General features: G+C 71.5%; 17 protein-coding genes and 1 riboswitch. Of the genes, 8 read left to right on the top strand and 9 right to left on the bottom strand.

Going from position 1 to position 23,750, the window contains the following annotated elements; translation table 11 throughout:
- Window positions 1–14: 14 nt before the first annotated feature.
- Entirely contained in the window at window positions 15–9,293 is a 9,279-nt protein-coding gene (locus RTL41_RS09915; RefSeq protein WP_312163852.1) for a non-ribosomal peptide synthetase/type I polyketide synthase, read from the top strand.
- On the opposite strand, the gene RTL41_RS09910 is transcribed toward RTL41_RS09915, so the two are convergent.
- Window positions 9,215–10,036, bottom strand: coding sequence for a hypothetical protein (locus RTL41_RS09910; protein WP_312163851.1), 822 nt, complete (start codon window positions 10,034–10,036; stop codon window positions 9,215–9,217). The two genes, RTL41_RS09915 and RTL41_RS09910, sit on opposite strands and share 79 nt — an antisense overlap.
- A gap of 343 nt (window positions 10,037–10,379) precedes the next feature.
- Between RTL41_RS09910 and RTL41_RS09905 the strand changes: the two genes are divergently transcribed.
- Window positions 10,380–10,592 (top strand): hypothetical protein, encoded by a 213-nt coding sequence (locus tag RTL41_RS09905; RefSeq protein ID WP_312163849.1) that lies wholly within the window; start codon window positions 10,380–10,382, stop codon window positions 10,590–10,592.
- A 100-nt stretch (window positions 10,593–10,692) separates the two neighbouring features.
- On the opposite strand, the gene RTL41_RS09900 is transcribed toward RTL41_RS09905, so the two are convergent.
- The gene (locus RTL41_RS09900) at window positions 10,693–12,510 is read right to left on the bottom strand and encodes an alpha/beta fold hydrolase (RefSeq protein WP_312163847.1); all 1,818 of its coding nucleotides are present in this window, start codon (window positions 12,508–12,510) and stop codon (window positions 10,693–10,695) included.
- A gap of 70 nt (window positions 12,511–12,580) precedes the next feature.
- Entirely contained in the window at window positions 12,581–14,110 is a 1,530-nt protein-coding gene (locus tag RTL41_RS09895; RefSeq protein ID WP_312163846.1) for a hypothetical protein, read from the bottom strand.
- Between the two features lie 172 nt (window positions 14,111–14,282).
- On the opposite strand from RTL41_RS09895, the gene RTL41_RS09890 reads away from it, so the two are divergent.
- Entirely contained in the window at window positions 14,283–15,272 is a 990-nt protein-coding gene (locus RTL41_RS09890; protein ID WP_312163844.1) for a hypothetical protein, read from the top strand.
- 13 nt (window positions 15,273–15,285) lie between these two features.
- On the opposite strand, the gene RTL41_RS09885 is transcribed toward RTL41_RS09890, so the two are convergent.
- Complete coding sequence (locus tag RTL41_RS09885) at window positions 15,286–15,738, bottom strand: hypothetical protein (protein ID WP_312163841.1); 453 nt, start codon at window positions 15,736–15,738, stop codon at window positions 15,286–15,288.
- Between the two features lie 149 nt (window positions 15,739–15,887).
- The gene (locus RTL41_RS09880; protein ID WP_312163839.1) at window positions 15,888–16,346 is read right to left on the bottom strand and encodes a hypothetical protein; all 459 of its coding nucleotides are present in this window, start codon (window positions 16,344–16,346) and stop codon (window positions 15,888–15,890) included.
- Window positions 16,347–16,489: 143 nt separating this feature from the next.
- Here RTL41_RS09880 and RTL41_RS09875 point away from each other — a divergent pair, with 143 nt between their 5' ends.
- Window positions 16,490–17,494 carry an SDR family oxidoreductase gene (locus RTL41_RS09875; protein ID WP_312163838.1) on the top strand — a complete coding sequence of 335 codons (1,005 nt, stop codon included), beginning with the start codon at window positions 16,490–16,492 and terminating at the stop codon, window positions 17,492–17,494.
- A gap of 19 nt (window positions 17,495–17,513) precedes the next feature.
- Here RTL41_RS09875 and RTL41_RS09870 read toward each other — a convergent pair whose 3' ends face one another.
- The 4 genes from RTL41_RS09870 to cobU form a co-directional block, all read right to left on the bottom strand.
- Window positions 17,514–17,735, bottom strand: a complete 222-nt coding sequence (locus tag RTL41_RS09870) for a hypothetical protein (protein WP_312163836.1) — start codon at window positions 17,733–17,735, stop codon at window positions 17,514–17,516.
- Between the two features lie 13 nt (window positions 17,736–17,748).
- Entirely contained in the window at window positions 17,749–17,916 is a 168-nt protein-coding gene (locus tag RTL41_RS09865) for a hypothetical protein (protein ID WP_312163834.1), read from the bottom strand.
- A gap of 55 nt (window positions 17,917–17,971) precedes the next feature.
- Complete coding sequence (locus tag RTL41_RS09860) at window positions 17,972–18,184, bottom strand: cold shock domain-containing protein (RefSeq protein WP_312163832.1); 213 nt, start codon at window positions 18,182–18,184, stop codon at window positions 17,972–17,974.
- A 284-nt stretch (window positions 18,185–18,468) separates the two neighbouring features.
- Window positions 18,469–18,978 carry a bifunctional adenosylcobinamide kinase/adenosylcobinamide-phosphate guanylyltransferase gene (gene cobU, locus RTL41_RS09855; RefSeq protein ID WP_312163830.1) on the bottom strand — a complete coding sequence of 170 codons (510 nt, stop codon included), beginning with the start codon at window positions 18,976–18,978 and terminating at the stop codon, window positions 18,469–18,471.
- A gap of 28 nt (window positions 18,979–19,006) precedes the next feature.
- A riboswitch (cobalamin riboswitch) is annotated at window positions 19,007–19,195 on the top strand.
- Window positions 19,196–19,300: 105 nt separating this feature from the next.
- On the opposite strand from cobU, the gene RTL41_RS09850 reads away from it, so the two are divergent.
- From RTL41_RS09850 to RTL41_RS09835, 4 genes are read left to right on the top strand one after another with little or no spacing between them, the layout of a single operon-like run.
- Window positions 19,301–21,244, top strand: coding sequence for a TonB-dependent receptor domain-containing protein (locus RTL41_RS09850; RefSeq protein ID WP_312163828.1), 1,944 nt, complete (start codon window positions 19,301–19,303; stop codon window positions 21,242–21,244).
- A complete protein-coding gene (locus RTL41_RS09845) occupies window positions 21,225–22,262 on the top strand; it encodes an aminotransferase class I/II-fold pyridoxal phosphate-dependent enzyme (RefSeq protein WP_312163826.1) in 1,038 nt (345 codons plus the stop codon). Before RTL41_RS09850 ends, RTL41_RS09845 begins: the two co-directional genes overlap by 20 nt.
- Window positions 22,259–22,873 (top strand): cob(I)yrinic acid a,c-diamide adenosyltransferase, encoded by a 615-nt coding sequence (gene cobO / locus RTL41_RS09840; protein ID WP_312163823.1) that lies wholly within the window; start codon window positions 22,259–22,261, stop codon window positions 22,871–22,873. The genes RTL41_RS09845 and cobO overlap by 4 nt, the downstream gene beginning before the upstream one ends.
- The gene (locus RTL41_RS09835; RefSeq protein ID WP_312163821.1) at window positions 22,870–23,730 is read left to right on the top strand and encodes an ABC transporter substrate-binding protein; all 861 of its coding nucleotides are present in this window, start codon (window positions 22,870–22,872) and stop codon (window positions 23,728–23,730) included. Before cobO ends, RTL41_RS09835 begins: the two co-directional genes overlap by 4 nt.
- Window positions 23,731–23,750: the final 20 nt, after the last annotated feature.

Genomic DNA, 23,750 nt, shown 5'->3' with positions numbered 1-23,750 from the left:
CAAGGAGCGACGACGTGGATCGAAACGGTGCGGCCGCCGCGCCCGGTAATCGGATAGCCATCGTCGGGCGGGCCGGCCGGTTCCCCGCGGCGCGCAATGTCGATGAGTTCTGGGCGATGCTGCGCGATGGGCGCGCGGCCTTGCAGCGCCTCACCGACGCCGAGCTTCTGGCGCGCGGCGTCAGCCGCCGGCAGCTTGCCGACCCGAACTATGTGCGCGCGGCCAACATCCTGCCGGACATGGAATGTTTCGACGCGGGCTTCTTCGGGTTTTCGCCGCGCGAGGCGTCGATCCTCGATCCCCAGCATCGGCATTTCCTGGAGTGCGGCTGGGAGGCGCTCGAGGACGCCGGCTACGTTCCGGAAAGGTTCGACGGCCGTATCGGCGTGTTCGCCGGCTCGGGGATGCAGGCCTATCTGCCGTTCAACCTGCTGAGCAATCCCGATCTGGCCGAGGAGATCGGCCTGTTCCTGTTGCGCCACACCGGCAACGACAAGGACTTCCTGACCACCCGCCTGTCCTACCTGCTGAACCTCACCGGTCCGTCCGTCGCAATACAGACCGCATGCTCGACGTCGCTGGTGGCCGTGCACACGGCCATCTCCTCGTTGCTCAACATGGAATGCGACATCGCCATCGCCGGCGGCGTGACCATCGAGCTGCCGCACCGCGTCGGCTACAGGTACAGCGAGGGCGAGATCCTGTCCCCGGACGGACTTTGCCGCGCCTTCGACGACGACAGCAAAGGCACGGTGTTCGGCTCCGGCGCGGCCCTGGTGGTGCTGCGCCGCTACGAGGACGCGGTGGCCGACGGCGACGACATCAAGGCGGTGATCCTCGCCAGCGCGGTCAACAACGACGGTTCGGGCAAGGCCAGCTATCTGGCCCCCTCGGTGGACGGGCAGGCCGAGGCCGCGGCCGAGGCGCTGGCGCTTTCGGGCCTGTCGCCCGGCGACATCTCCTATATCGAGACGCACGGGACGGGAACGCCGATCGGCGACCCGATCGAACTCGCCGCGCTCCAGCAGGTCTATGGCGGCGTGCAGAAGGCCGCCATCGGCATCGGTTCGGTCAAGACCAATATCGGCCATCTCGACACCGCCGCAGGCAGCGCCAGCCTGATCAAGGTCGTCGAGGCGATGCGCCACCGCACGCTGCCCGCCAGCCTGAACTTCTCCAAGCCCAACAGTCGGTTCGATTTCGACGGCAGCCCGTTTCGCGTGGTCGCGCAGGGCTGCGCCTGGGAGGCTGGCGGCCCGTTGCGCGCGGCGGTCAATTCGCTGGGCGTGGGCGGCACCAACGCCCATGTGATCCTGGAGGAAGCGCCGCGCCGCCAGGCCCAGGCCGATGACGGCGCGTGGCGGCTGTTTCCCTTCAGCGCCCGCACGAAGGCCGACCTGGACCGCACCCGCGAGCGCTGGGCCGCCTGGCTGGGCGGCGAGGTTCCGGCCCTGCGCGACATCGGCTTCACCCTGCGCGAGGGCCGCCGCGCGTTCGGCGAGCGCTTCGTCATCGCCGCCCGCGATGCGCAGGAACTGCAGGCGGCGATCGAGGCGCGCAGCTCCGCCTATCGCCAGCAGGGCGGCGCGGGGGACCGGGCCCCGCGCATCGTGTTCCTCTATCCGGGCGGCGGCGCGCAATATCCCGGCGCCGGCGCGGGGATGCTGGCGGCCTTCCCGGCCTTCGCCGACGCCGTGCACGCCTGCTTCGCCGCCCTGCCGCCGACCGCGCCCGCCGACCTCTACGACGTCATGTTCCGCCGCGAGCGCGCCGACGCCGAGGCGAAGGCCAAGCTGGAACGATCCGGCTATGCGATACCGGCGCTGTTCATCCTCGAATACGCCTATACGAAGCTCTGGCTGTCCTGGGGCGTGAAGCCGGACGCCGTTCTCGCCCATTCCGTCGGCGAATATGCGGGCGCGGTCGCGGCCGGCGCCATGCGGCTCGCCGATGCGCTGAAGATCGTCGTGCTGCGCGGCAAGGTGATGGACGACGCGCCGCAGGGCGCCATGACGTCCGTGCCGCTGTCGGCCGACCGCGTGCGGCCCTATCTCGGCGACAGGCTGGATATCGCGGCCATCAACACCGACGAAACGACGGTGCTCTCCGGCCCGACCGCAGACATCGAACGGCTGGAAGCCGACCTGGCCAAGGCCGGTCTGGACGCGCGGCGCATCCATATCGAGGTCGCGGCTCATTCGCGGCAACTGGACGGCCAGCTTGAGCCGTTCCGCGCCGGCTTCGCAGGCGTGGCGTTCGAAAGCCCGACCGTGCCGATGGCGTCCTCGATGCGCGGCGGCTGGGCCGAGGACGACGATCTGTGCTCGGCCGAATACTGGGTGCGGCACCTGCGCAGCACGGTGCGCTTCGCCGACGCCGCGCGCACGGTCCTGGCGGGTGAGCCGAACATCGTCATCGAGGTCGGACCGGGCCAGACGCTGGGTCCGCTGCTGGACGCCTGCAACGCGCCGGTTCCGCCCCGCGCGGTGCTCTATTCCTCGCCGCGCCCGCGTGACGCGAGCGACGAAGTCGGCGTTGCGCTCGCCGCGCTGGGCGGGCTTTGGGCCAACGGCGTCGATGTGGACTGGTCGCTGGCCGTCCCGGTGGACGGCGCGCGCGTTTCGCTGCCGACCTACGCCTTCGCCAAGGACCGGCACTGGGTCGAGCCGGGGCGCGGGGCGGCTCGCGAGGATGCGGAGGAAGCGCCCGAGCTCGTGCGCAGGCCGGACCTGCCGCAATGGTTCGAGGAACTGGACTGGAGCCAGCAGGCGCGCAACGGCCCAGCGCCGAGGCTGGACGGCGCCTGGTGGGTCTTCGCCGGCGACGACGCGGTTTCCGAGGCCGTGCTGGCGCGGCTGGGCGCGAGCGGCGCGCGCATCGTCACCGTCCGGGCCGGCGCGGGCTTCGGCCAAGGCGGCCAGGGCTTCACCGTGCGCCCCGACGCGCAGGAGGATTTCGACGCGCTGGCCAATGCGCTGCAATCGGCGCCCGATCGCATCCTCTATCTGTGGGGCGTCGATCCCGGCCTCGCCGGCAAGGCGTTTTCCGGCGCCTATCTTCTCGCCCGCCTGCTGCAACAGGCGGACCTGGGCGATGCGACGCACCTGACCTTCGTCGTGCAGGGCGCGGCCGGCATCGCCGGCGAACCGGTCGCCAATCCCCAGGCCGGCGCCTTGCTCGGCCCGGTCCGCGTCGCCCCGCGCGAAATCCCCGGGCTGACCTCGGTGCTGGTCGACTTCGGCGAGTGCGCCGATCTGGACGCGCTGCTGGCGGAAGCCGCCGCCCCCGGCGAGGCCGACCATGTGGCGCTGCGCAAGACCCGCTTCGTCCGCTCGCGCAGCTCCGCCCCGCCCGCCCAGCCCCAGGATCTGCCGCGGCGGCTGCGCAGGAACGGGGTCTATCTGATCACCGGCGGCACGGGCGGCATCGGCCGCGAAATGGCCCGCTGGCTGGCCGAAACGGCGCAGGCGCGGCTGATCCTGTTGTCGCGGAGCGTCGGCGAAGACGCTTCCCTACGCGCCGATATCGAGGCGCGCGGCGGCGAAGTCATGTTCGTCACGGCCGACCTGGCTGATCCCGAGGCGACCGCGCGGGCGCTGGACGCCGTCGCCGAGCGCTTCGGGGCGCTGAACGGCGTCGTGCATGCGGCGGGCGTTCTGGACGATGCGCCGCTGGCCCTCCAGCCGCTCGAGGCGGCGCTCGCCGTCATGGAGCCGAAGCTGACCGGCGCCCGCACCCTCGACCGGCTCTACCCCGACGGCAGCCTCGACTTCTTTGCGGTCATCTCCTCGACCTCGGTGCTGCTGGGCGGCGCGGGGCAGACGTCCTATGCGGGCGCCAACGCCGGGCTGGAAGCCATCGCGGCCGGCCGCAAGGACGGGTTCTCGATCGCCTGGGGGGCCTGGCGCGACATCGGAATGGCCGCGCGCGCCTATGGCGCCGGCGTGGTCGCGGGCGGCGACGCGCTGCTCGGCGGCCGCAAGGATCTCGCGGACGGCTCGATCCTGTTCGAGACGGTCGTCGATCCCGAAACCGACTGGCGCCTCGCCGAACATGCCGTCGACGGCGCGCCGGTGCTGCCGGGCTCGGCCTATATCGAACTCGCATACGCCGCCGCGGGCGCGGTGATGATGCAGCGTCCCTTCGCGCTCGACGCGCTGCAATTCGCCACCGCCATGACCTTCGAGGGCATGCCGCGCCGTATCGTGCTGCGGCTCGCCCCCGCGCCGGACGGCTATGAATTCGCCATCGAGAGCGGCGTGGGAGCGGGCGCGGAGCCGGTCGAACACATGCGGGCCCGCATCGTCGCGCTGGACGCCCCGGCGCCCCGCCCGGAGCCGATGGACGTTTCCGACTGGCCGATCTCGGCCCTCAGCGGCCAGCCGGTGCAGAGCAAGCTGATCGGCCTGGGGCCGCGCTGGAACTGCGTCGGCGACATCCGGGTGGCGCAGTCCCGCGTCGTGGGCGAGTTCGCGCTGGCCGAAGCCTTCCGCGGCGACCTTGCCGTCCACCCGCTGCATCCTGCGCTGCTCGACATGGCGGCGACCATCGGCCTTGCAATGGTGCCCCCGAACGGCAGCCTCTATGCGCCGATGTCGACCGGCAGGGTGCAGGTCTTCGCGCCGCTGCCGGAGCGCATCGTCGCCCATGCCGAGATGATCGCCAGCGAGGCGGGGCGGTTCGCGTCGTTCAAGGTCGTCATCTGCGACATGGACGGCGAGGTGCTGGTGCAGATCGAGGATTTCGCCCTGCGCGCGATCGCCGTGGGCGGCCTCGCCAGGGCGCAGCCGCGCCGGAGCGTCGGCAGCCAGATTCTCTCCACCGGCATCCGGCGTTCGGAAGCGCCGGAGCTGTTCGCCCGCGTCTTCGATCATACGGCGCGTCAGATCGTGGTTTCGCCGGTCTCGATCGACCTGCTGCGGCTGGCGATGCTGGACACCGCGCAGGCCGGCAAGCCGCGCCTGCAGAGCGGGCCCGAGCACGACATCGCCGACCCGACGACGGCGCGGCTGGCCGCCATCTGGGGCGACATCCTGGGCGTTTCCGGCATCGCCCCTGAGGATGACTTCTTCGCGCTTGGCGGCCATTCGCTGAACGCGGTCCGCATGATCGCGCGGGCGCGCAAGGAATTCGGCGTGTCGCTGCCGCTCGGCAAGCTGTTCGAAGCGCCGCGCCTCGAAGCCTTCGCCGCCCTGCTGGGGGCCGGCGCGCCGCCGCCGCGCCAGGCCGCGCAGGAACCGACGGCGGGCGGGAAGGGGAGTCTGGAGCCGCGGCGGATCGGGATGACCGAAGGCCAGCGCGAGATCGCCGGCTCCATCCTCGTCGATCGCTCGACGCTCATCGCCTACAACCTGTCCTTTTCCATGCACATTGCGGGCGACATCGACCGCACCGCCCTGCACGCCGCGCTCAGCTCGCTGATCGACCGGCACGAGGTGCTGCGCGCATCCTTCGATCTCGAAGGCGCGACGCTCGTCATCGGACCGCAGGGCGGCGGCTTCGACCTCAACGAGGTCGACCTGTCCCAACTCGGCGAAGACCAGGCCGGGACGCAGCGCGAGGCGCTGATGCGCGAGGCGGCCGGCGCCCCGTTCGACCTGGCGAGCGGCCTCTTGCTGCGGGTCCTGTCGCTGCGTCTGCCGGACGGTCGGTCGGAACTCGTGCTGATCGTGCATCACATCGTCTGCGACGGCTGGTCGGCCGGCGTTCTCATGCGCGATCTCGCCGCGCTCTACACGGCGGCCCTGAACGGCCAGCCCGCCGCCTTGCCGCCGGCTCAGGGGGTCAGCGACCTGGTCGAGGCCGAGGCGCAATGGCGCGCCTCCGCCGAGGCCGAGACGCATCGCCGGTTCTGGCTGGAGAAATATTCCGGCTCGCTGCCGGTCATGGACCTGACCTTCGACAAGCCGCATCCGGCGGCGCCGACGACGGCGGCCGCGCGTGTCGTCACCCGGCTGGACGACGGTCTGGAGGCGGCGTTGCGCGGCGTCGCCGAACGGGCCGACACCTCGCTGCGCAACCTGATCTTCGCCAGCTTCCGCTACTACCTGTCGCTGATGACCGGCGATCCCGATGTCGCCGTCGGGATTCCGGTCGCGGGACAGATCGGGCACGGCCTGGAAGATATCGTGGCACACGGCGTCAGCTTCCTGCCGGTGCGCGCCGCCATCGACCGCGACGCCTCGCTGCGCGACCTGCTCAGCCAGGCGCGCCGGGACATGCTCGAGGCCGTGGCGCACCAGAACTACACCCATGGCGCGCTGGTGCGCGACCTGCAGGCGGCGCGCCATTCCACGCGCCATCTGCTGGCGCCGGTCGTGGTCAACATCGACGGTCTCGCCGACCTGGAAAGCATCGCCTTCGGCGCCGCCCCCGCCCGCATCGAGGTCAACTCGACCGGGCACGAGTTCTTCGACCTGTTCTTCAATCAGTTCGACGCGCCCGGCCGCGTGGAGCTGACCTGGAACTACAAGACCGATCTTTTCGAGGAAGCCACCATCCGGCTTCATGCGGGCAATGTGCTGGGGCTGCTTCGGGCCATCGCCGAAGCCCCGGACGCGATGGACCGGCCCATCGCCGCCCTGCTGTCGCACGGCCGCAAGATCGCCCCCGCCAGCGGCGTCCACGCCGATCCCGGCGCGGCGGGGCCGCAGACGGTCACCGAAGTCTTCCGCGGCGTCGCGGGCCGGTATTCGGACAAGATCGCTGTGCGCTTCGGCGATCAGTCCATGACCTATGCCGAACTCGACCGGCGCTCCGACGCCCTGGCCGCGATGCTGGCGGCATCGGGCGTTCGCCCCGGTCACCTGGTCGGGATTTCGTCCCACCGCTCGTTGTCGCTGGCGGTGGCGGTGTTGGGCGTCATGAAGGCGGGCGCGGGCTATGTGCCTTTCGACGTCAGTCTGCCGGACGAGCGGCTGCGCTTCATGGCCCGCGACACGGGCGTCGCCGTCCTGCTGGGCGACTGCCCTGCGGCGGCGCAGGAAGGCGTCCGGATCGTCCACTGGAGCGACTTCCCGCAGGCGCCCGCCGCCGCGCCCGCCGTGGAGATCACCGGCGAGTCCATCGCCTATGTGATGTTCACCTCCGGCACGACCGGGACGCCGAAGGGCGTCGTGCTGCCGCATCGGTCGATCATCCGCATGCTGTGCGACACCGACTGGCTGGAGATGTCGGACCAGACGGTCACGTTGCACTCCTCGTCCTTCGCCTTCGATACGTCGATCATCGACCTGTTCGCATCGCTGCTGCATGGCGGAACCCTGGTGGTGCCGTCGGATGGAACGCTGTCGATCTCCCAGCTCGCCGACGCCATCCAGAGCCACGGGGTCAACACGCTTTGGCTGACATCAGGGCTGTTCCACGCCGTGGCCGACGTCCGTCCACGGACATTCGCCGGCGTGCAGCAGGTCATCGTCGGCGGCGACGTGGTCTCGCCCGCCCATGTCGGGCGGGTGATGGCCGCCTGCCCGAACCTCACCGTCATCGACGGCTACGGGCCGACGGAAAGCGCCGTGACCAACGCGCACAGGGTGACGCAGGCCGACCTCTCACGCGGCATGCCGCTGCCCATCGGGCGCGCCGTTCCCGGCACGCAGATCTACATTCTCGACGAGAACCTCAATCCGGTTCCGGACGGCGTCATCGGCGAATTGTGCATAGCCGGGCGCGGCCTTGCGCTGGGCTACTGGAATCGCCCCGAACTGACGGCGGAGAAATTCGTCACGGCGCCCTGGGATCCGACGCTGAAGCTCTACCGTTCGGGCGATCTGACGCTGAACCCCGGCGACGGCGTGCTGCGCTTCTTCGGCCGGGCCGACACCCAGGTGAAGATCCGCGGCTTCCGGGTCGAGCTGACCGAAATCGAGCAGGCGCTGGACGCCCATCCGGCCATTCGCCAGTCGGTCGCGGCCGCTTCCGTGCCGCAGGGCCAGTCGGACAAGGTGCTGACGGCGTATTTCGTCGCGCAGAGCGCCGCGCCCCAGCCGGCCGAGCTGCGGGGCTTCCTGGCCTCGCGCCTGCCGGACTTCTCCATACCGTCCTTCTTCGTGGCGGTGGACGAGATCCCGCTCAACGCCAACGGCAAGCCGGACCGGCGCGCCCTCTCGGCCCTGCGCAGCCAGAACGCGGAAAGCGACGTCGATGCGACGCTGCGCGGCGACACCGAGGTGCGGCTGGCCGAAATCTGGTCCGGGATCCTGGGCGCGGAGGTGACGTCAGCCTCCGCGAACTTCTTCGAACTCGGCGGGCACTCGCTGCTGGCCGTGCGGCTGTTCGATCGCATCCGCAGCGAGTTCGGCCACGACCTGCCGATCTCGACCCTGTTCCGCAACCAGACGCTGCGCCAGCTCGCGGCGTTGCTGGAGACATCCAGCCCCGAGGCTGTCGAAGTCGATCCCAACGCCGACTGGGACACCAGCACCGTCATCCATCCCGGATCGGCCCCCGACGCGCGCCCATTGTTCATCGCCGGCGGCGTGGGCGGCAACGTCAACAACCTCATCGAACTGGGGACGCAGCTTGGGCTCCACCGCGCGGTGGTGGGCTTCCAGACGCGCGGCGTGCTCGGCCACACGCCGTATGAGACCATCGAGGAAATGGCCGCCGCGAACATCCGATACATGCGCCGGCATCAGCCCGAGGGGCCATACCTGCTCGCCGGCTATTCGGGCGGCGCGTTCACGGCTTTCGAAATGACCCGCCAGCTCGAGGCGGCCGGCGAGGCGGTCGAAAGGCTGTTCGTGCTCGACACCTACGCGCCGGGCTTCGCCAAGGAATTCCGGCCCGTCGTCAAACTGGGGATGGGCGAGCGGCTGCTCGACGAGTTCCGGCTGCTGCGGAGCGAGGGCCTGCCGCTGTTCGTCCAGCGGCGCGCCAAGGCCGTGCGCAGCAAGATCATGCGCGGCCGCAGGCTCCGCTTCCTCGAGAATTCGAGCCTGTCGCACTCTCGCTATCAGGTGATGCGGGAGATCTGGATGGCGGCGGCCCGCAAGTACGAAGGCGGCGCCATCGGCGCCCCCGTCACCCTGTTTCGCACCCGACCGCAGCGCCTGCGGGAGCGCCGGACCCTGGAGCTCGATCCGACCCTGGGTTGGGGGACCGTGTCCAACCCCTCGACCGTCGAGACGCCGTGGGTCGACGGCGACCACATGGGAATGCTGAGGGACCAGAACGCCCGCGTGCTGGCGAAAATGATCGAGAGCCGCATCACGTCTCAGGACGGGGGCGCCACGGACCTGGATATGAAGGACTCCATCGCATCGACCAGCCCCAGCCGGGCCAGGTCGGCATGATGGCCGTTCGGGATTTCCACATACTCCTTCGGCCCGGGCGCTTCCTGGAATAGCTGGCGCGCCCGGGCGACGGGCAGGGCCTCGTCCAGCGCGCCATGGACGAACAGCTTCGGCGCGCCGATGGCGGGCATGTGGTCGACGATGTCATACCGCTCGGCCCACATCACCCAACAGAACGGAAAGCCCTTATAGGCGTCCTGGTAATAGAGGCAGGTGCGATAGGGCGACGCTTCGAACACCACGGCTTCGAACGGACGCGCCGCCGCCAGTCGGCTGCCGACGCCCGCGCCCAGGCTGAAGCCGTGCAGGACGCGCGTGTTCGCCGGCGGTCCCATCAGTTCGTCGAGCTGGTCGTAGAAGGCCAGCGCGTCGCGGGCGAAATTCATCTCGCTGGACTTGCCGCCGGTCGCGCCCGAGCCACGATACTCCATCATGGCTATCCCGAATCCCCGCTCCCGCAACGCCCGGAGCCGTTCGAAGGACGCGTCCACGCCGGCGCCGTTGCCATAGAAGCTCATGATGACGGGCTTGCCCGGCTGGGGCATGGCCAATCTCGCCCCGATCATCTGGCCGTCGCTCGAGCGAAACTGGACGGACCTCACGCCGTCGGACGCGGCCGCGGGAAGCGGGGCGTCGCTGCGGCTGAAACGATAGATCCCATAATTCTGGAACAGCCAGACGCTGGCGAGCACAAGCGCGGCCGCCGTCAGCAGGGCGGTCGCGGCCACATTGAATATCGACATACGAGCGCTCCTCCTGGGTGAAGTTGCTGCTCGCCGGAATCATGGGGCGAGAACGAAACGGCTCGGTCGATGACGGACTGGATGGCCGCTTCAACTTGGCGATGCAAGCTAAGACGGCCGCCAGAGTCACGTCCAGTCGTTGCTGCGCTGCCGGCCGGTTCATCCGGGGGAGGACGCCGGGCGCCGGAGCGTCGGGTCGACGTCGTGGCAGGGGCCTGTCGGGAATGGCTCGAAAGCGCCGAGGGGGCGGCGTCCTGGTAGGGATTCGCCCGATTGAGCCGCCGCGCCCCGGGCGGCAGCATGGTCGCACCGCCGCGGGGGCGGTGTTTTGGGGCGGCAGGACATGCGCGTGACGATCGTCACCCAGGCTTCGACCGCCGACGAGCCGGTGAAGGCCGTCGTCGAGTTCGAGCACGACAGCGAGGCGCTCTCCGAGCTTTGGCGGCTTCTGGCGTCGGCCCGCGGCCGGCCGGGCCTGCTGGACGTCAACTGGGAGCGGTCGGACGGGGCGATCGTCCGTCGAGAGGCGCTCCTCCGATGGGCCGCCGAGCGCTGACCTGCGGCCCGGACCAGGCGGATCCGTGGCGCCCTGGGCGTCGGCGTCGCGCCGCCGCTGGCCGCAGGCCTTGCCGCTGTCGGGGTTGGCCGCCCATCCCCTATTGGATACCGAGCTCCACCAGCGCCGCGATCTCGTCGGCATGGGTGTCCTGGATGAAGCGGCCGCCGGTCTCGAACCTGACGTGGTGCAGGCCCGGAAGGTCGCGCCAGGGATCCTCGCCGGCCGCGTCGGCCCAGAGCGGGTCGAGCGCGCCGCAGACCACCGTCCAGGGCGCGGCGCCGGGGAGCGTCGGCGCCGTCCAGAGCGGGTAGGCCGTCTGCTCGGCGTTCAGCCCCTCGGCGGTCCGTGCGCCGCAGGTCAGCAATTCGGCGACCGCCGCATGGCGCCAGACCGGATCGGCGATCAGCGCGGCGTCGGCGGGATGGCGCGAGAAGAGGCGCGTCACCAGCGTCTCGGTGAGCCGCACGCCCGCCTTCCGTCGCAGGAGACTGTAGACCGCCACGATCGCGCTGGGGCTCTCCGTGCCCATCCTCACCCAGCCGTCGATCCGCTTCAGGCCGGGCGGGACGGCCCTGGGCGGCCGGGGAGAGATCAGCAGTCCCGACAGCGTCCGGTCGGGATGGCGCGCCGCGAAGGCGAGCGCCGCCGGCGCCCCGCCGTCGCGCGACAGCAGGCGCACGCGCTCCAGGCCCATCTGGTCGAGCACCCGGGCCATGTCGTCGGCGGCGGCGTCGAACTGGGCCTTTCCGTCCGGGGCGACGTCGGTGAGGCCGAACCCCGGCCGGTCGATGCCGATCGGACGCAGGCCGCGCTGCTGCAGCGCCTCGCGCAGCCGCGGGGCCACGCGCCGCGAGCCCAGGCCGCCGTGGACGAACAGCACGGGATCGCCGTCGGGCGGCCCGAAGTCGGCGGCCGCGATCTGGCGGTTCCCGGCCTGGAAGATGCGGGTCGCGCCCAGCAGTCCCTCCCGGTCGGAACGGCCGGTCTCGTCGGCCTCGGCGAAGGCCACCAGGGCGCGGGCTTCGGCGAGATGCCGCGGCAGGTCCGCCATCCGCGTCAGGCCGGTCCGCGCCAGCAGCGCCCGGGCCTGGTCGCGCACGGTATGGATGCTCAGGCCCAGCTCGGCGGCGGCCTCGGGCAGGGGCCGGCCCTGCGCCAGCACATGGGTCAGCCGCATCTCGGCGGGCGGCAGGCCCAGGGCGCGGCGCACGCCCACCTCCCGCGCCCAATCGCAGACGCTCTCGTCGGCGACGAGCTGGGTGAGACGGGCGAGCAGGGCCCCGCGACGCGGCGCGCCCGTGCGCCGCAGCAGGCTGCGGACGCGCTTGCGGGCGGCGGCCTCCAGGATCCCCAACCGCGCCGCCGCCGCTTCCAGGTCGCTGGAGGCGACCAGTTGCTCCAGCAGATCGTGTTCGGCGCCGCTCAGCCCATAGGCGCGGGTGGCGAAGTCGGCGAAGCCCGGCAACCGGGTGGGCGCGAAGGCCATGGCGACCACCGCGCCCTTTTGACCAGGGCCGGCGCTCTCGCGCCAGGTCCCGGCCACGGGCCAGGCGCTGGCCGCGGCCGCGCGGGCGAACGCCGTCAGCACCGGCTGGCCCCGGCGGTCGGGCAGCGCGGCGTAGGCGATGGCGCTCGTCGGCGGCCGCAGCGCCGCCCGCGGCAGGTTCTGCGCATCCTCGCCGAACAGGTCGCGCCACGCCGGCCCGCTCCAGATGGGGCGTTCGCCGAGGAACACGGCGCTCGCCAGGCCCCAGCTCGGCGCCAGCGGGCGACAGGCCAGCGGCTCCTCGCCGATCCGCCTGACCGCCTCCAGCGCCGCCTCGCCGCGGGTCTCCAGGTCGTCTTCCAGCCGGTCCCATAGCTCGAAGAAGCGCTCCGCCTCGAGCGCTGGGCCGCGATCGTATGAGCGATGCACCAGGATGACCCTCTGCGACTTCGAAGGCCGCCAGCTTAGCCTTGCTCTGCGCGCGGCGGCCATAACGGACCTACATGCGGGCCAGGATGCCCTGCGCCTGATCCAGGGTCTGCACGCTCATCCGTGTCAGGTCGTCGGCCATTCCGGGGCAGGCCGTCGGGGGCTGCTTCCAGGCCGACTGCAGGGACCTGAGCGCCGCGTTCGCCCCGGCCTTGTCGCGCGCCTTCACCGCGGCGTCGAAGCCGGCCCCGGCGGCGTCCACCGCGACCAGCGCCTGCTTGCAGGCCGGATGATTGCGGGCCAGCAGCAGCCGGGTCGTCGTGGGCAGGGCGGCCAGCGCCTGCGCGACCTGGGGCTGGCCGCTGCAGGCCGACTGGGCGGCCTGCGACGCCGGCCCCAGGGCCGGCGCCTCCCGGGCGCCTTCGAAGGCCGCGCGCACCGCGGCCGTCGCATCGACGTGCAGAAGCCGGCGCGCGGCAAGGCCGCAGAGCCTTGGTCCCTCGCTGGCGGCGGCGAGCGTGGCCAGCCTTCCGCGATGCGCCTCGATACCGGCCAGGACCTGGCGCTCCACCGCCGGGTTCGGACAGGCCGCGGCCAGGAGCGCGACGACCTCGCCCTCGACCTGGGCGCTGGCCGCCTCGCTGGCGATGACCTCGCCGAAGGCGGCGGTCTCCCCGAGCTGTTGCTCGAGGGCGAGCGGTTGCTGGGCGACGGGCAGGCGCGAGATGCGTTGAAGTTCGTCCCAGGTGGCGAAGCGGGTCTGCAGGGCCGGCGTGTCGCGCATGAGGCCGGCGGTGACGGGGCTCGGCTCCAGATAGGCCTGGCGGGTGCGCGCGCCGCAGACCTCGGCCGGCGCATGGCGCACGGCGGCGCGCAGCTTGGGCTCGATCCTGGCCTTGGTGAACGCGCCCGCCGCCTCGGGACAGGACCTGCGGATCTCGGCGATCGCCGCGGAGTTGGCCGGCGAGGAGAGCACGAAGCCTTCGGCCGCCTCTGCAGGGAAGCCCCGCCCGGTCAGGGGCGCGATGGCCTGCGAGCCGGAGACCTGGGCCGCCAGGCGGGCGCAGTCCGCCTTGGCCGGGGCGGGTCCCGCCAGGGCTGCGAAGGCGGTGAGCTGCAGGTCGAGCGCCCGCACGTTGTCGGCGGCCCGGCCCAGCGGAAAGCCGACGGCGGCCTCCATCGCCCTGGGCGCCCCCTGCGGCGCCTGGCCGATCGTCGCCGCCAGCCGTTCGGCCGCCTTGGGCAGGGGCTCGGCGCCGGTCATCGCCGCCAGCATGGCCTGGCCCTTGCCCGCCGCGCCGGGGCCGTCGCAGGCGCCGGCGACGCCCTGGGCCAGGCACGCGCCCAGCGCGCCCCAGGCGTTCGGGCTGATCGCCACCGCCGGCAGCCCGAAGCCGCTCCAGAGGTAGACGGCCAGTCCCTGGGTTCGCCGATCCTGCGCGCGGTCGGCCGCCAGGTCGTCGATCGCGGCGATGAGCGCCGAGGCCCGGCCGCTCTCGGCGGCCTTCAGCAGCTCGGCGCGCGGCGGGGCGGCCTGGCCGTGCGACCATCCGGGCATGGCCAGCGCCACCGCACAGGCGGCCAGTGACAAACGATGCAAGGCGAAGCTCCTCCCGAGACGTGGATCGAGCTTCAGGTCCATCGGCGCGCGTCGCATCCCCCGTTTGGATAGCTGCACGGGAAAGCCGCCGCCGAGGTATCCAATGCGGGGATGTGCGGTGCGCAGGTCTCGGCCAGCCTGGGCCGCACAGTTGGTCTTGGGAGGGCAGGCGATGAAGTGGTCGATGGGCGCGGCGGCGCTGGCGGCGTGCATGGCGGGCGGGGCGATGGCGGCGGAGCGTCCGGCGGCGCTCGATGCGCCGATCGTGCTTCCGGCCCCGCCTCCGGCGAAGTTCACCCGCAACGTCTTCGCCGGCGACAAGGTGCGCACCCGCGTGTTCGTGCCGTCCTACCGCGTCTCGTTCATGGTCAGCGCCGGCGCGCACGCGCGGACCACCGACACCACGGCTAGCGCCGACACCGTGCTCACCGGCGCCGAACCCGAGCTGATCCAGGCGATCGCCGACCGCGCCTATGCCGACTTCCTGGAACGGCTGACCGCCGCGGGCTTCACGGTCGTCGCGCCCGAGGAGTGGCGGGCCGCCGACGGCGCGGCCCAGCTCAAGGCCGGGGCGGGCGACATCGAAGTCCAGTCGATGAGCAATCTGGGCGCTGGCCAGGCCTACGCCCTGGTCCATCCGACCGGGCTCGGTTCCTGGCCGGAGAGCGGCATGCCGGTCAATCTCGGGCCGGTGCGCAGCATGACGCGGGCGCTGGACGCGACCATGGTCGCACCGCGCTTCACCGTGAACTACGCCTATGTGAAGGCGTCGGGCGGCGGCCCGATGGCCATCATCGCCCGCGGCGCGCAGGCCTCGTTCCAGCCGAAGATCCACGGCGGCCCGGTGATCGGCGGGTTCTCGATGGAGCCGTGGCGGGTGCGCGTCGGCCAGCACGGAGGCTTCCTGGAATACAAGGTCGACGGCTCGCTGGAGGCGCCGGGCGAGTTCGGAACGGTCAGTTCGGGCCGCGGCCCGGCGGTCTCGACCCTCTCCGGCGGCCGCGCCGTCGACAGTTGGGAGAATCGGATCGGCTACATCTCGCACGCCTCGGCGGTGGGGCGCTTCGAGGTGGATCCCGAGGCCTATACGCGTCTGGCCCTGCAGGCGCTGGCGCTGCAGAACCAGGTCGCCGTCGACGAACTGGCCAAGGCCCGCCGCTGAGGGCGGCGCGGCCTCAGGGCGCCTGCGTCCTGACGGCGTCAAGCCCGGCGCGGTCGAGGACCTCGGCGTGGTCGAGCGCCATGCCGTAGGCGACGCCGCGATGGCGGAAGGCGAGCATCCGATTGCGGACCGTGGTGAGCCCGAAGCCTCGCCTCACCTCGACATATTCGCGCCAGCCCCTGGCCTCGGCGACGGGGATGCGTATCGGCGGCGACCCGTGTCGTTGGAACAGCGTCCGCGCCAGCAGGGCCTCCCCGTCCGGGGCCAGTTCCGTCACCAGCCTGAACCTGGCGGCGACGCCGGCCAGCGCCCCCAGGCCGGCGAGGGCGAAGGCGCCGACGGCCCAGTGCCACGCCCCCTCGTCAAGCAAGGCCATGGCGGTGACCAGCGTGACGCCGGCGACGCCGGTGATCAGGGTCGCCAGGGGTGTGAAGACGGGTTTGCTGCGGAACAGGATCCTGCCCATGGCCTCACGCCGGACGGGCCGATAGGACGCATGCCAGGATCGCCTGGGCGGCCGTCAGCCCATGATCAGCAGGGCGCTCATGGCGAGCCAGAGGCCGATCCCCAGGACGCCGACGAGCAATCCGGTGCGCAGGACGGCGAGCAGCGGCGTCACGTCCCGGGGGACGAGTCCGGCGTGGCCGGGCAGCGCCGGTGGCGGATGGCCCGCCCCCAGTCGGCCTGACCGACATGGGTGGGGGCCAGGTCGAAGGCGTCGGGGCCGGCGCGGCGGGCGACGGGCCCGCCGCCGCCGTCCGTCGGCCACCACGCAAAGCGCCCGGCGATGTGCATCACCTTGAAGGTCGGGCCGTCCTGCGGCGCCGCCGACGCGGACGGGAGCCTCCGGATGAGGCCCTGGCCGGCCGCGATGATCTCCACCGGCCGCTCGCAGGCCGGAGCGTCCAGGGCGATGGTGTCGTAGCCTTCCACCGGGGCCGGGCCGGTCGCCCAGCGGCCGACAAAGAAGGCGACGTCCGCCTCGGCGGCCGGCGCCGCCTGGGCTCCGGCCGGGCCGGCCGAGGCGATGAACATCCAGGCCGCGAGCAGAAGGATGGAGGTGGCGTTCCGCATTCAGGTCTCCGCGTCGCCCCGACACTGGCGGCGCCCGGCCCCCCGCGCATCCCCCCTTTGGATAGGCCGCGCGCCCGGCGTGGGGCGGAACTCACCGGCGCGACGTTCATTGCCCCTCATACCCGCAATGAGGAGCCGATCGCATGACCCAGCCCTCCGCCGGCGGCGAGCCGTTCGCCAGGAACGCCGATCGCGCCGCCCAGGCCGAACGCGACATCCAGGCCAGGATCGACGCCAAGGAGGCGCGGTCCTTCCAGGGCCGCGAGGACGACGACGAGCCGGCCATGCAGGCCGGCGCTCGGGACTATCCCGCCCCGCCCTTTCCCGAGCAGCATCAGAAGAAGCCTGGCCAGGAGGCCGCGCTCGACCCGGCGCCGCTCTACGACGCCCCGTTCTACAAGGGCTCGGAAAAGCTCAAGGACAAGGTCGCCCTGGTCACCGGGGCGGATTCGGGCATAGGCCGCGCGGTGGCGGTGCTGTTCGCGCGCGAGGGCTGCGACGTCGCCATCGCCTATCTCTCGGAAGACGCGGACGCCAAGGCCACCCAGGCCGCGGTCGAGAAGGAGGGCCGCCGCGCCATTCTGCTGGCCGGCGACGTCGCCGATCCGGCCTTCGCCAAGGCCGCGGTGAAAAAGACCCTGGAGGCCTTCGGCCGCCTGGACGTGCTGGTCAACAACGCCGCCTTCCAGGAGCATGTCCCCGACTTCGAGGACCTGACCGACGAGCATTTCGACCGCACGCTGAAGACCAACCTCTACGGCTACTTCTACCTGGCCAGGGCGGCGGTCCCGCACATGAAGCCCGGCTCGGCCATCCTGATGACCGGCTCGATCACCGGCATCGACGGCAGCAAGGAGCTGCTGGACTATTCGATGACCAAGGGCGGCATCCACGCCTTCACCCGCGCGCTGGCCGGCCACCTGATCCCCAAGGGCATCCGGGTCAACGCTGTGGCGCCGGGCCCGGTCTGGACCCCGCTGAACCCGGCCGACAAGCAGGCGCCCGACGTCAGTCAGTTCGGCGCGAAGAGCAAGATGAAGCGGCCGGCCCAGCCCGAGGAGATCGCCCCGGCCTATGTCTTTCTCGCCTCGCCGCAATGCTCCAGCTACATCACCGGCGAGATCCTGCCGATCATCGGCGGCTACTAGGGCCGCCGCAGCGGGCGGCTCAGGTCTCGACGCTTGCCGGTTCGGCCTTGGCGCGGCGGCGTCGGGGGGCGGGCGGCGGCTGGCGGGCCGCGCGGACGCCGATCTCTTCGTCGATGACCGGCAGGATGTCGATCGCGGCGGCCTGGCGCTTGCCGCCAAGATCGATCTGGCGAAGGGCGTTGACCCTGAAGGACGCCAGTTCGGCGTCGGTAAGGCCCGGGATCAGTTCGTTGAGCGGCATGGTCGGGTTCTTCTCACGCTATGGCCAGCCGCCAACCGGTGACCCGGTCGGAGGGCAGCTCGATGATGACCCGGTCGCCCAGGGCCGAGGGTCGGCGCGGTCCGCTTGCAGCGGCGTCCGCGGTCATGAGGTGTCCGTTGTCCAGAAGAACTTCGCGCGCGCCCTGCGGCAGCAGCGTCACGACGCGCCCCTTGAAGGCGATCTCGTCCCTCGTCCAGCCGGCGATGATCGCGTCTTCAGGCGACCTCCAGCAGCAGGGCCGCATAGGGGACGTCGGAGCGATCGTCCGGTTCGATCTCGTAGCCGATCCGTCGGCCGGGCGTCATCGAGGGCATGCCCGACGCCACCACGCAGGCGGCGTGAACGAAGACCTCCTCGCCCCCGTCCTCGGGCTGGATGAAGCCCAGGCCCCGCGAGGCGTCGAACCACCTGAGTATGCCGATGTGCATGGCTGGCTTCCGATGCGGCTGAATGCGCCCCCGCCCAGGTTCCAGTGCGGCCTCGCCGAGCCGAAGACCTTCTCCGAGTTCTCTGGCGACCAACCGCGTCATGCCAACCCTGCAAGGGCGCATTTGTTCCGGTTCGCCTAAAATAAAAGCAGATTTGCCGAGCGAATATTCCGTAATGCAATTGTACATTTGCCGGATGTTACACGACAATTGCTCGCAAGGCGCGTGCAAATATTAGAACGCCGCCAATCAGGCCGGCCGGTGCATCTATCCGGCTGCGGAATTTATCCCTTCAGGATCACCGGCAGGCCCGCGACCACCATCACCGCGCGATCGGCCGCGGCGGCCATGGCCTGGTTCATCCAGCCGGCCTCGTCGCGGAACCGCCGGGCCAGGGCGTTGTCGGGCACGATCCCCTGGCCGACCTCGTTGGAGATCACATAGAGCGTCGCGGGGCTGGCCTTCAGCGCCGCGGCCAGCTCGGCGGTCTTCCGCGCCAGGTCGGCCGCGGCCAGCATGTGGTTGGTCAGCCACAGGGTCAGGCAGTCGACCACCGCCACGTCCTCGGCCCCGAGCGTCCCGACCGCCTCGGCCAGGTCCAGCGGCGCTTCGAGCGTGACCCAGGCCGCGCCCCGCTCGGCCTGGTGGCGGACGATGCGCTCGGCCATCTCGTTGTCGCCGGCCTGGGCGGTCGCCACCATCACGCGCCGTTTTCCGGAATGGTTCCAGGCCTCTCGCAGCGCGTAGCTGGTCTTGCCGGATCGCGCGCCGCCCAGGACGAAGGTCAGGCTCATTGGGATTGACGCTCCGCATGGCAGAGCCTAGGCAGGCCCCGCGACAGGTTCCCCGGAAGGGGATTAATAGGGAACTCAGGTGTGAAACCTGGGCTGCCCCCGCAACTGTAAGCGGCGAGCCCGCGCGTCATATGCCACTGGACGACAGTCTGGGAAGGCGGCGCGCAAAGGCTGTGACCCGTGAGCCAGGAGACCTGCCTGACGCGGTCGTCCTTCGCATGCTCGGTGGGAGCGCGCGAACGGGGAATTTCCCGAGAGACGACGTCCGTCGACCTGCGTGCAAGCGCGGGTCATGTCGTCATGCGTCAGGGGGGATAACCCGATGAAGACCGTTCTATTCGCCACCACCGCCGCGCTCTGCGGCCTCGCCACCGGGGCCATGGCCCAGACCGCCTCGCCGGTGGCCGTCGCCAGCGTCAGCGAGCTGGTGGTCACCGCCAACCGCAATCCGCAGGCCGCCGACAGGGTCGGCCAGAGCGTCAGCGTCCTCGACTTCGAAGCCATCAAGGCCGCCCAGACGCTCGACGTCTCGACCCTGCTCTCGTCGATGCCGGGGGTGTCGTTCTCGCGCAACGGCGGGGTCGGCGGCTCGACCTCGGTGCGCATCCGCGGCGCCGAGGCCGACCAGACCGTGGTCATCATCGACGGCGTCAAGCTCAACGACCCGTCGACCGCCGGCGGCGGCTACAACTTCGCCAACCTGCTGGCCGGCGACATCGGCCGCATCGAGGTCCTGCGCGGCGCGCAGTCGACCCTGTGGGGCAGCCAGGCCATCGGCGGCGTCGTCAACATCATCACCCGCGAGGCGAGCGAGCCGTTCGAGGCCGATCTCGCCGCCGAGGGCGGCTCGATGGGCACGACCTACTTCCGCGCCGGCGCGGGCGGCAGGACCGAGCATCTGGCCTGGCGCCTGGCCGCCGGCCGATACGACACCGACGGCGTCTCCTCCTACCGCCTGGGCGATGAGAAGGACGGCTACGAGAACACCGGCGTCAGCGGCCGGGCGCTGATCACCGCCACCGACGCCCTGTCGCTTGACCTGCGCGGCGTCTACTCCAAGGGCCGCAACGGTTTCGACGGCTTCCCGCCGCCCACCTATAGCTTCGGCGACACCCGCGAATACGGCGAGACCGAGGAGTTCGTCGGCTATGGCGCGGTGAACTTCGCGCTGTTCGGCGCGGCCCTGACCAACCGCATCGCCTACGGCTACACCCGCACCGACCGCCGGAACGTCAATCCGGACCAGGCGGTGACCACCACCACCTTCGACGCCCGCGGCGAGAACAAGCGCTGGGAGTACCAGGGCGTCTGGACGATCAACCAGGCCTGGATCGCCACCTTCGGCGGCGAGACCGAGGACGCCAGCATGCGCACGGTCTCGCCCAGCGAGTTCGCGCCCAACCCGCCGGTCACCCGCGCCAAGGCCGGGATCGACGGCGTCTACGCCCAGGTCCAGGGCGAGGTGGTCTCGGGCCTGACCCTGACCGCCGGCCTGCGCCGCGACAGCCACGACACCTTCGGCGACGCGACCCTCGGCCAGCTCGCCGCCGCCTGGTCGCTGAACGGCGGGAACACCGTGCTGCGCGCCAGCTTCGGCCAGGGCTTCAAGGCGCCGACCCTCTACCAGCTCTATTCGGAGTACGGGAACACCACCCTGGAAGCCGAGGAGGCCGACGGCTGGGACGCCGGGATCGAGCAGCGCTTCGCCGGGCGCTTCATGCTCCGTGCGACCTATTTCGACCGCCAGACCGACAACCAGATCGACTACTTCTCCTGCACCGCGACCACCACCGATCCGATGTGCTTCGTGAACGGCGTGCAGCGGTTCGGCTACTACGCCAACACCGCTCAGACCAAGGCGCACGGCGTCGAGCTGGAAGGCTCGGCCGACCTCGGCCCGCTGGAAGTCAGCGCCAACTACACCTGGACCGACACGCAGAACGACTCGCCCGGCAACGTGAACCGCGGCAAGCAGCTCGCCCGCCGGCCCGAGCACCAGGCCAATATCCAGGCGACCTACACCTGGGCGAACAAGGCCAGCCTGGGCGGCTCGATCCGCTATGTCGGCGACAGCTTCGACAACGCCGCCAACAGCTACGTCCTGCAGAGCTACACGCTGCTGGACCTGCGCGCCTCCTATCCGCTCAACGACACCTTCGAGCTCTACGGCCGGGTCGAGAACGCCTTCGATGACGACTACGAGACCACCCGCAACTACGGCTCGCCGGGCCGTGGGCTCTACGCCGGTGTCCGCGCCCGGTTCTGACCTGGAGGCGGGGGGCTTCCTCCGCCACGGCGGCCGCCTGGCCGCCGCGCGCGGCGCGTTCCCGGACGCGCCGGCGCCCTGGCTCGACCTCTCGACGGGCGTCAATCCGCGGCCCTATCCGGCCCGGCGGGCCGATCGCGCCGCCCTGGGTCGGCTGCCCGATCCCGGGGAGGTGGCGGCTCTCGAGGCCGCCGCCGCCGCGGCTTTCGGGGTCTCACCCGACCGCGTGGCCGCCACGCCTGGGACCGAGGCGGCGCTGCGGGCGCTGCCGCGCGTGCTCGGCGCTCGCTCGGCCGCGATCGTCTCGCCGACCTATGGCGGTCACGCCGAGGCCTGGCGCCTGGCCGGCGCCAAGGTGTCGGCCGTCTCCTGGGACGAGGCGCGCGCCAGCGCCGCCGAGGCGGTGGTGCTGGTCAATCCGAACAACCCGGACGGCGCGCGGGTCCAGGATCCCGACGCCGGCGATCACTGGCTGATCGTCGACGAGGCCTTCGTCGAGACGGCCCCGGACCTGAGCGTCGCCCCGCGTCTCTTTTCCTCCCCCGTGCGAACGGGGGAGGGGGGAGGAAATCGCTCGGGCCGCACCATCGTCCTGCGCTCGTTCGGCAAGTTCTACGGCCTGCCGGGCGTGCGGCTGGGCTTCGTGATCGCCGAGCCGGGCCTGGCCGCCAGGATCGGGGCGCAGTTCGGCGACTGGCCGGTCGGCGCCGAGGCCATCGCCGCCGGGCTTGCGGCCTATCCGGACCATGCCTGGCGCGAGCGCGCGCGCCTGCGCCTGGCCCGCGACGCCGCGCGGCTCGACGACCTGCTGCGCGCCAACGGGTTCGAGATCCTCGGCGGGACCTCGCTGTTCCGCCTGGCCGCTGCGCCCGACGCCCCGCGCCGCTTCACAGCGCTCGCCCGCCGCGGCGTGCTGACACGCCCCTTTTCCGATCAGTCGACCTGGCTCAGGTTCGGACTGCCGAAACCCAAGGACTGGCCGCGCCTGAAAGCGGCCCTGGAGGGCTCCCGCCGATGAGCGACGAAGACCGCAAGAACCAGGAACACAAGGCCGCCATGCAGGCGCTCAAGGCCGAGCGCGACGCCATGATGGCCGAAAAGACCGACCAGGCTCCGGGCCTGCTGCTGGTCCACACCGGCGATGGCAAGGGCAAGTCCACCGCCGCCTTCGGCATGGTCGCCCGCGCCCTGGGCTGGAACCAGAAGGTCGGGATCGTCCAGTACATCAAGGGCAAGTGGATCACCGGCGAGCGCCAGTTCTTCAAGCGCTTCCCCGAGAGCGTCCGCTACGAGGTGATGGGCGAGGGCTTCACCTGGGACACCCAGGACCGCGCCCGCGACATCGCCGCGGCCAAGGCCGCCTGGGCGACCTCGCTGGAGATGCTCCACGATCCGGACCTGGACCTCCTGATCCTCGACGAGCTGAACATCGCCCTGCGCTACGACTATCTCGACATCGACCAGGTGGTCGCCGACCTGCAGGCCCGTCCGCGCGACAAGCACGTCGTCGTCACCGGCCGCAACGCCAAGCCGGAGCTGCTGGCCATCGCCGACCTGGTCACCGAGATGACCCTGGTCCGGCATCCGTTCGAGCAGGGGATCAAGGCCCAGCGCGGGATCGACTTTTGAGCGGGAGGCTCACCCGGCGTTCGGCGCTCGCCGCAGCCGCTGCGGTGAGCCTCGGCGGGGCCGCGCCCGCGCGCGCGCCGCGGCGCGTGGTGTCGCTCAACCCCTGCCTGGACGTGATCCTCGTCCACGTGGCCGACCGCGCCCAGATCGCCGCCATCAGCCACTATTCCCACGAGCCGACCTCCTCCAGCATCGGCCCCTCCGCCGCGGCCTATCCCTTCACCTATGAGAGCGCCGAGGAGGTCCTGGCCCTGCGCCCGGACCTGGTGCTGACCGGCCGCCACTCCTCGCCGGCCACCCGCGCGGCCCTGCGGCGCCTCGGCGTCCAGACCGAGCTGTTCGCCGTGCCCAACACCGTCGAGGAAAGCCTGGAGCAGGTCCGCCAGATCGCCCGGGCGGTGCATCGCCCGGAGCGGGGCGAGGCGATGATCGCCCAGGTCCAGGCCGCGCTGGCCGCCGCCGCGCCCAGGCCGGGGACGCCGCGCCTGTCGGCCGTGACCTACCAGTCCCGCGGCTTCGCCACCGCCCCAGGCACCATGATGGACGAGATGATGCGCCGCTGCGGGCTCGACAACGCCGCCGCCCGCTATGGCCTCAAGCGCACCGGCAACATCCCGCTGGAGCTGCTGGTCGCCGATCCGCCGGACGTGCTGCTGGCCGGTCAGGCCGAGCCGGGCGCCCCCACCTGGGCCGACCGCGTTCTCGACCATCCGGCCCTCTCGCGCGTCGCCGGCCGCATGCACCGCGCAGCCTTCCCCCAGCAGCTCACCTTCTGCGGCGGCCCGGTGCTGATCGAAACCGCCCGCATGCTGGCCAAGGCCCGCGACGAAGCCCTGGCCAAGCGGAGGGGAGCATGAGGCCACGCCCCAACTGTCAT

Source organism: Phenylobacterium sp. (assembly GCF_031984885.1).
In the GTDB taxonomy this organism is placed as follows: Bacteria; Pseudomonadota; Alphaproteobacteria; order Caulobacterales; family Caulobacteraceae; genus Phenylobacterium.
Note: the sequence above shows the minus strand (reverse complement) of the source record. Positions and strands in the feature narration are given on the sequence as shown.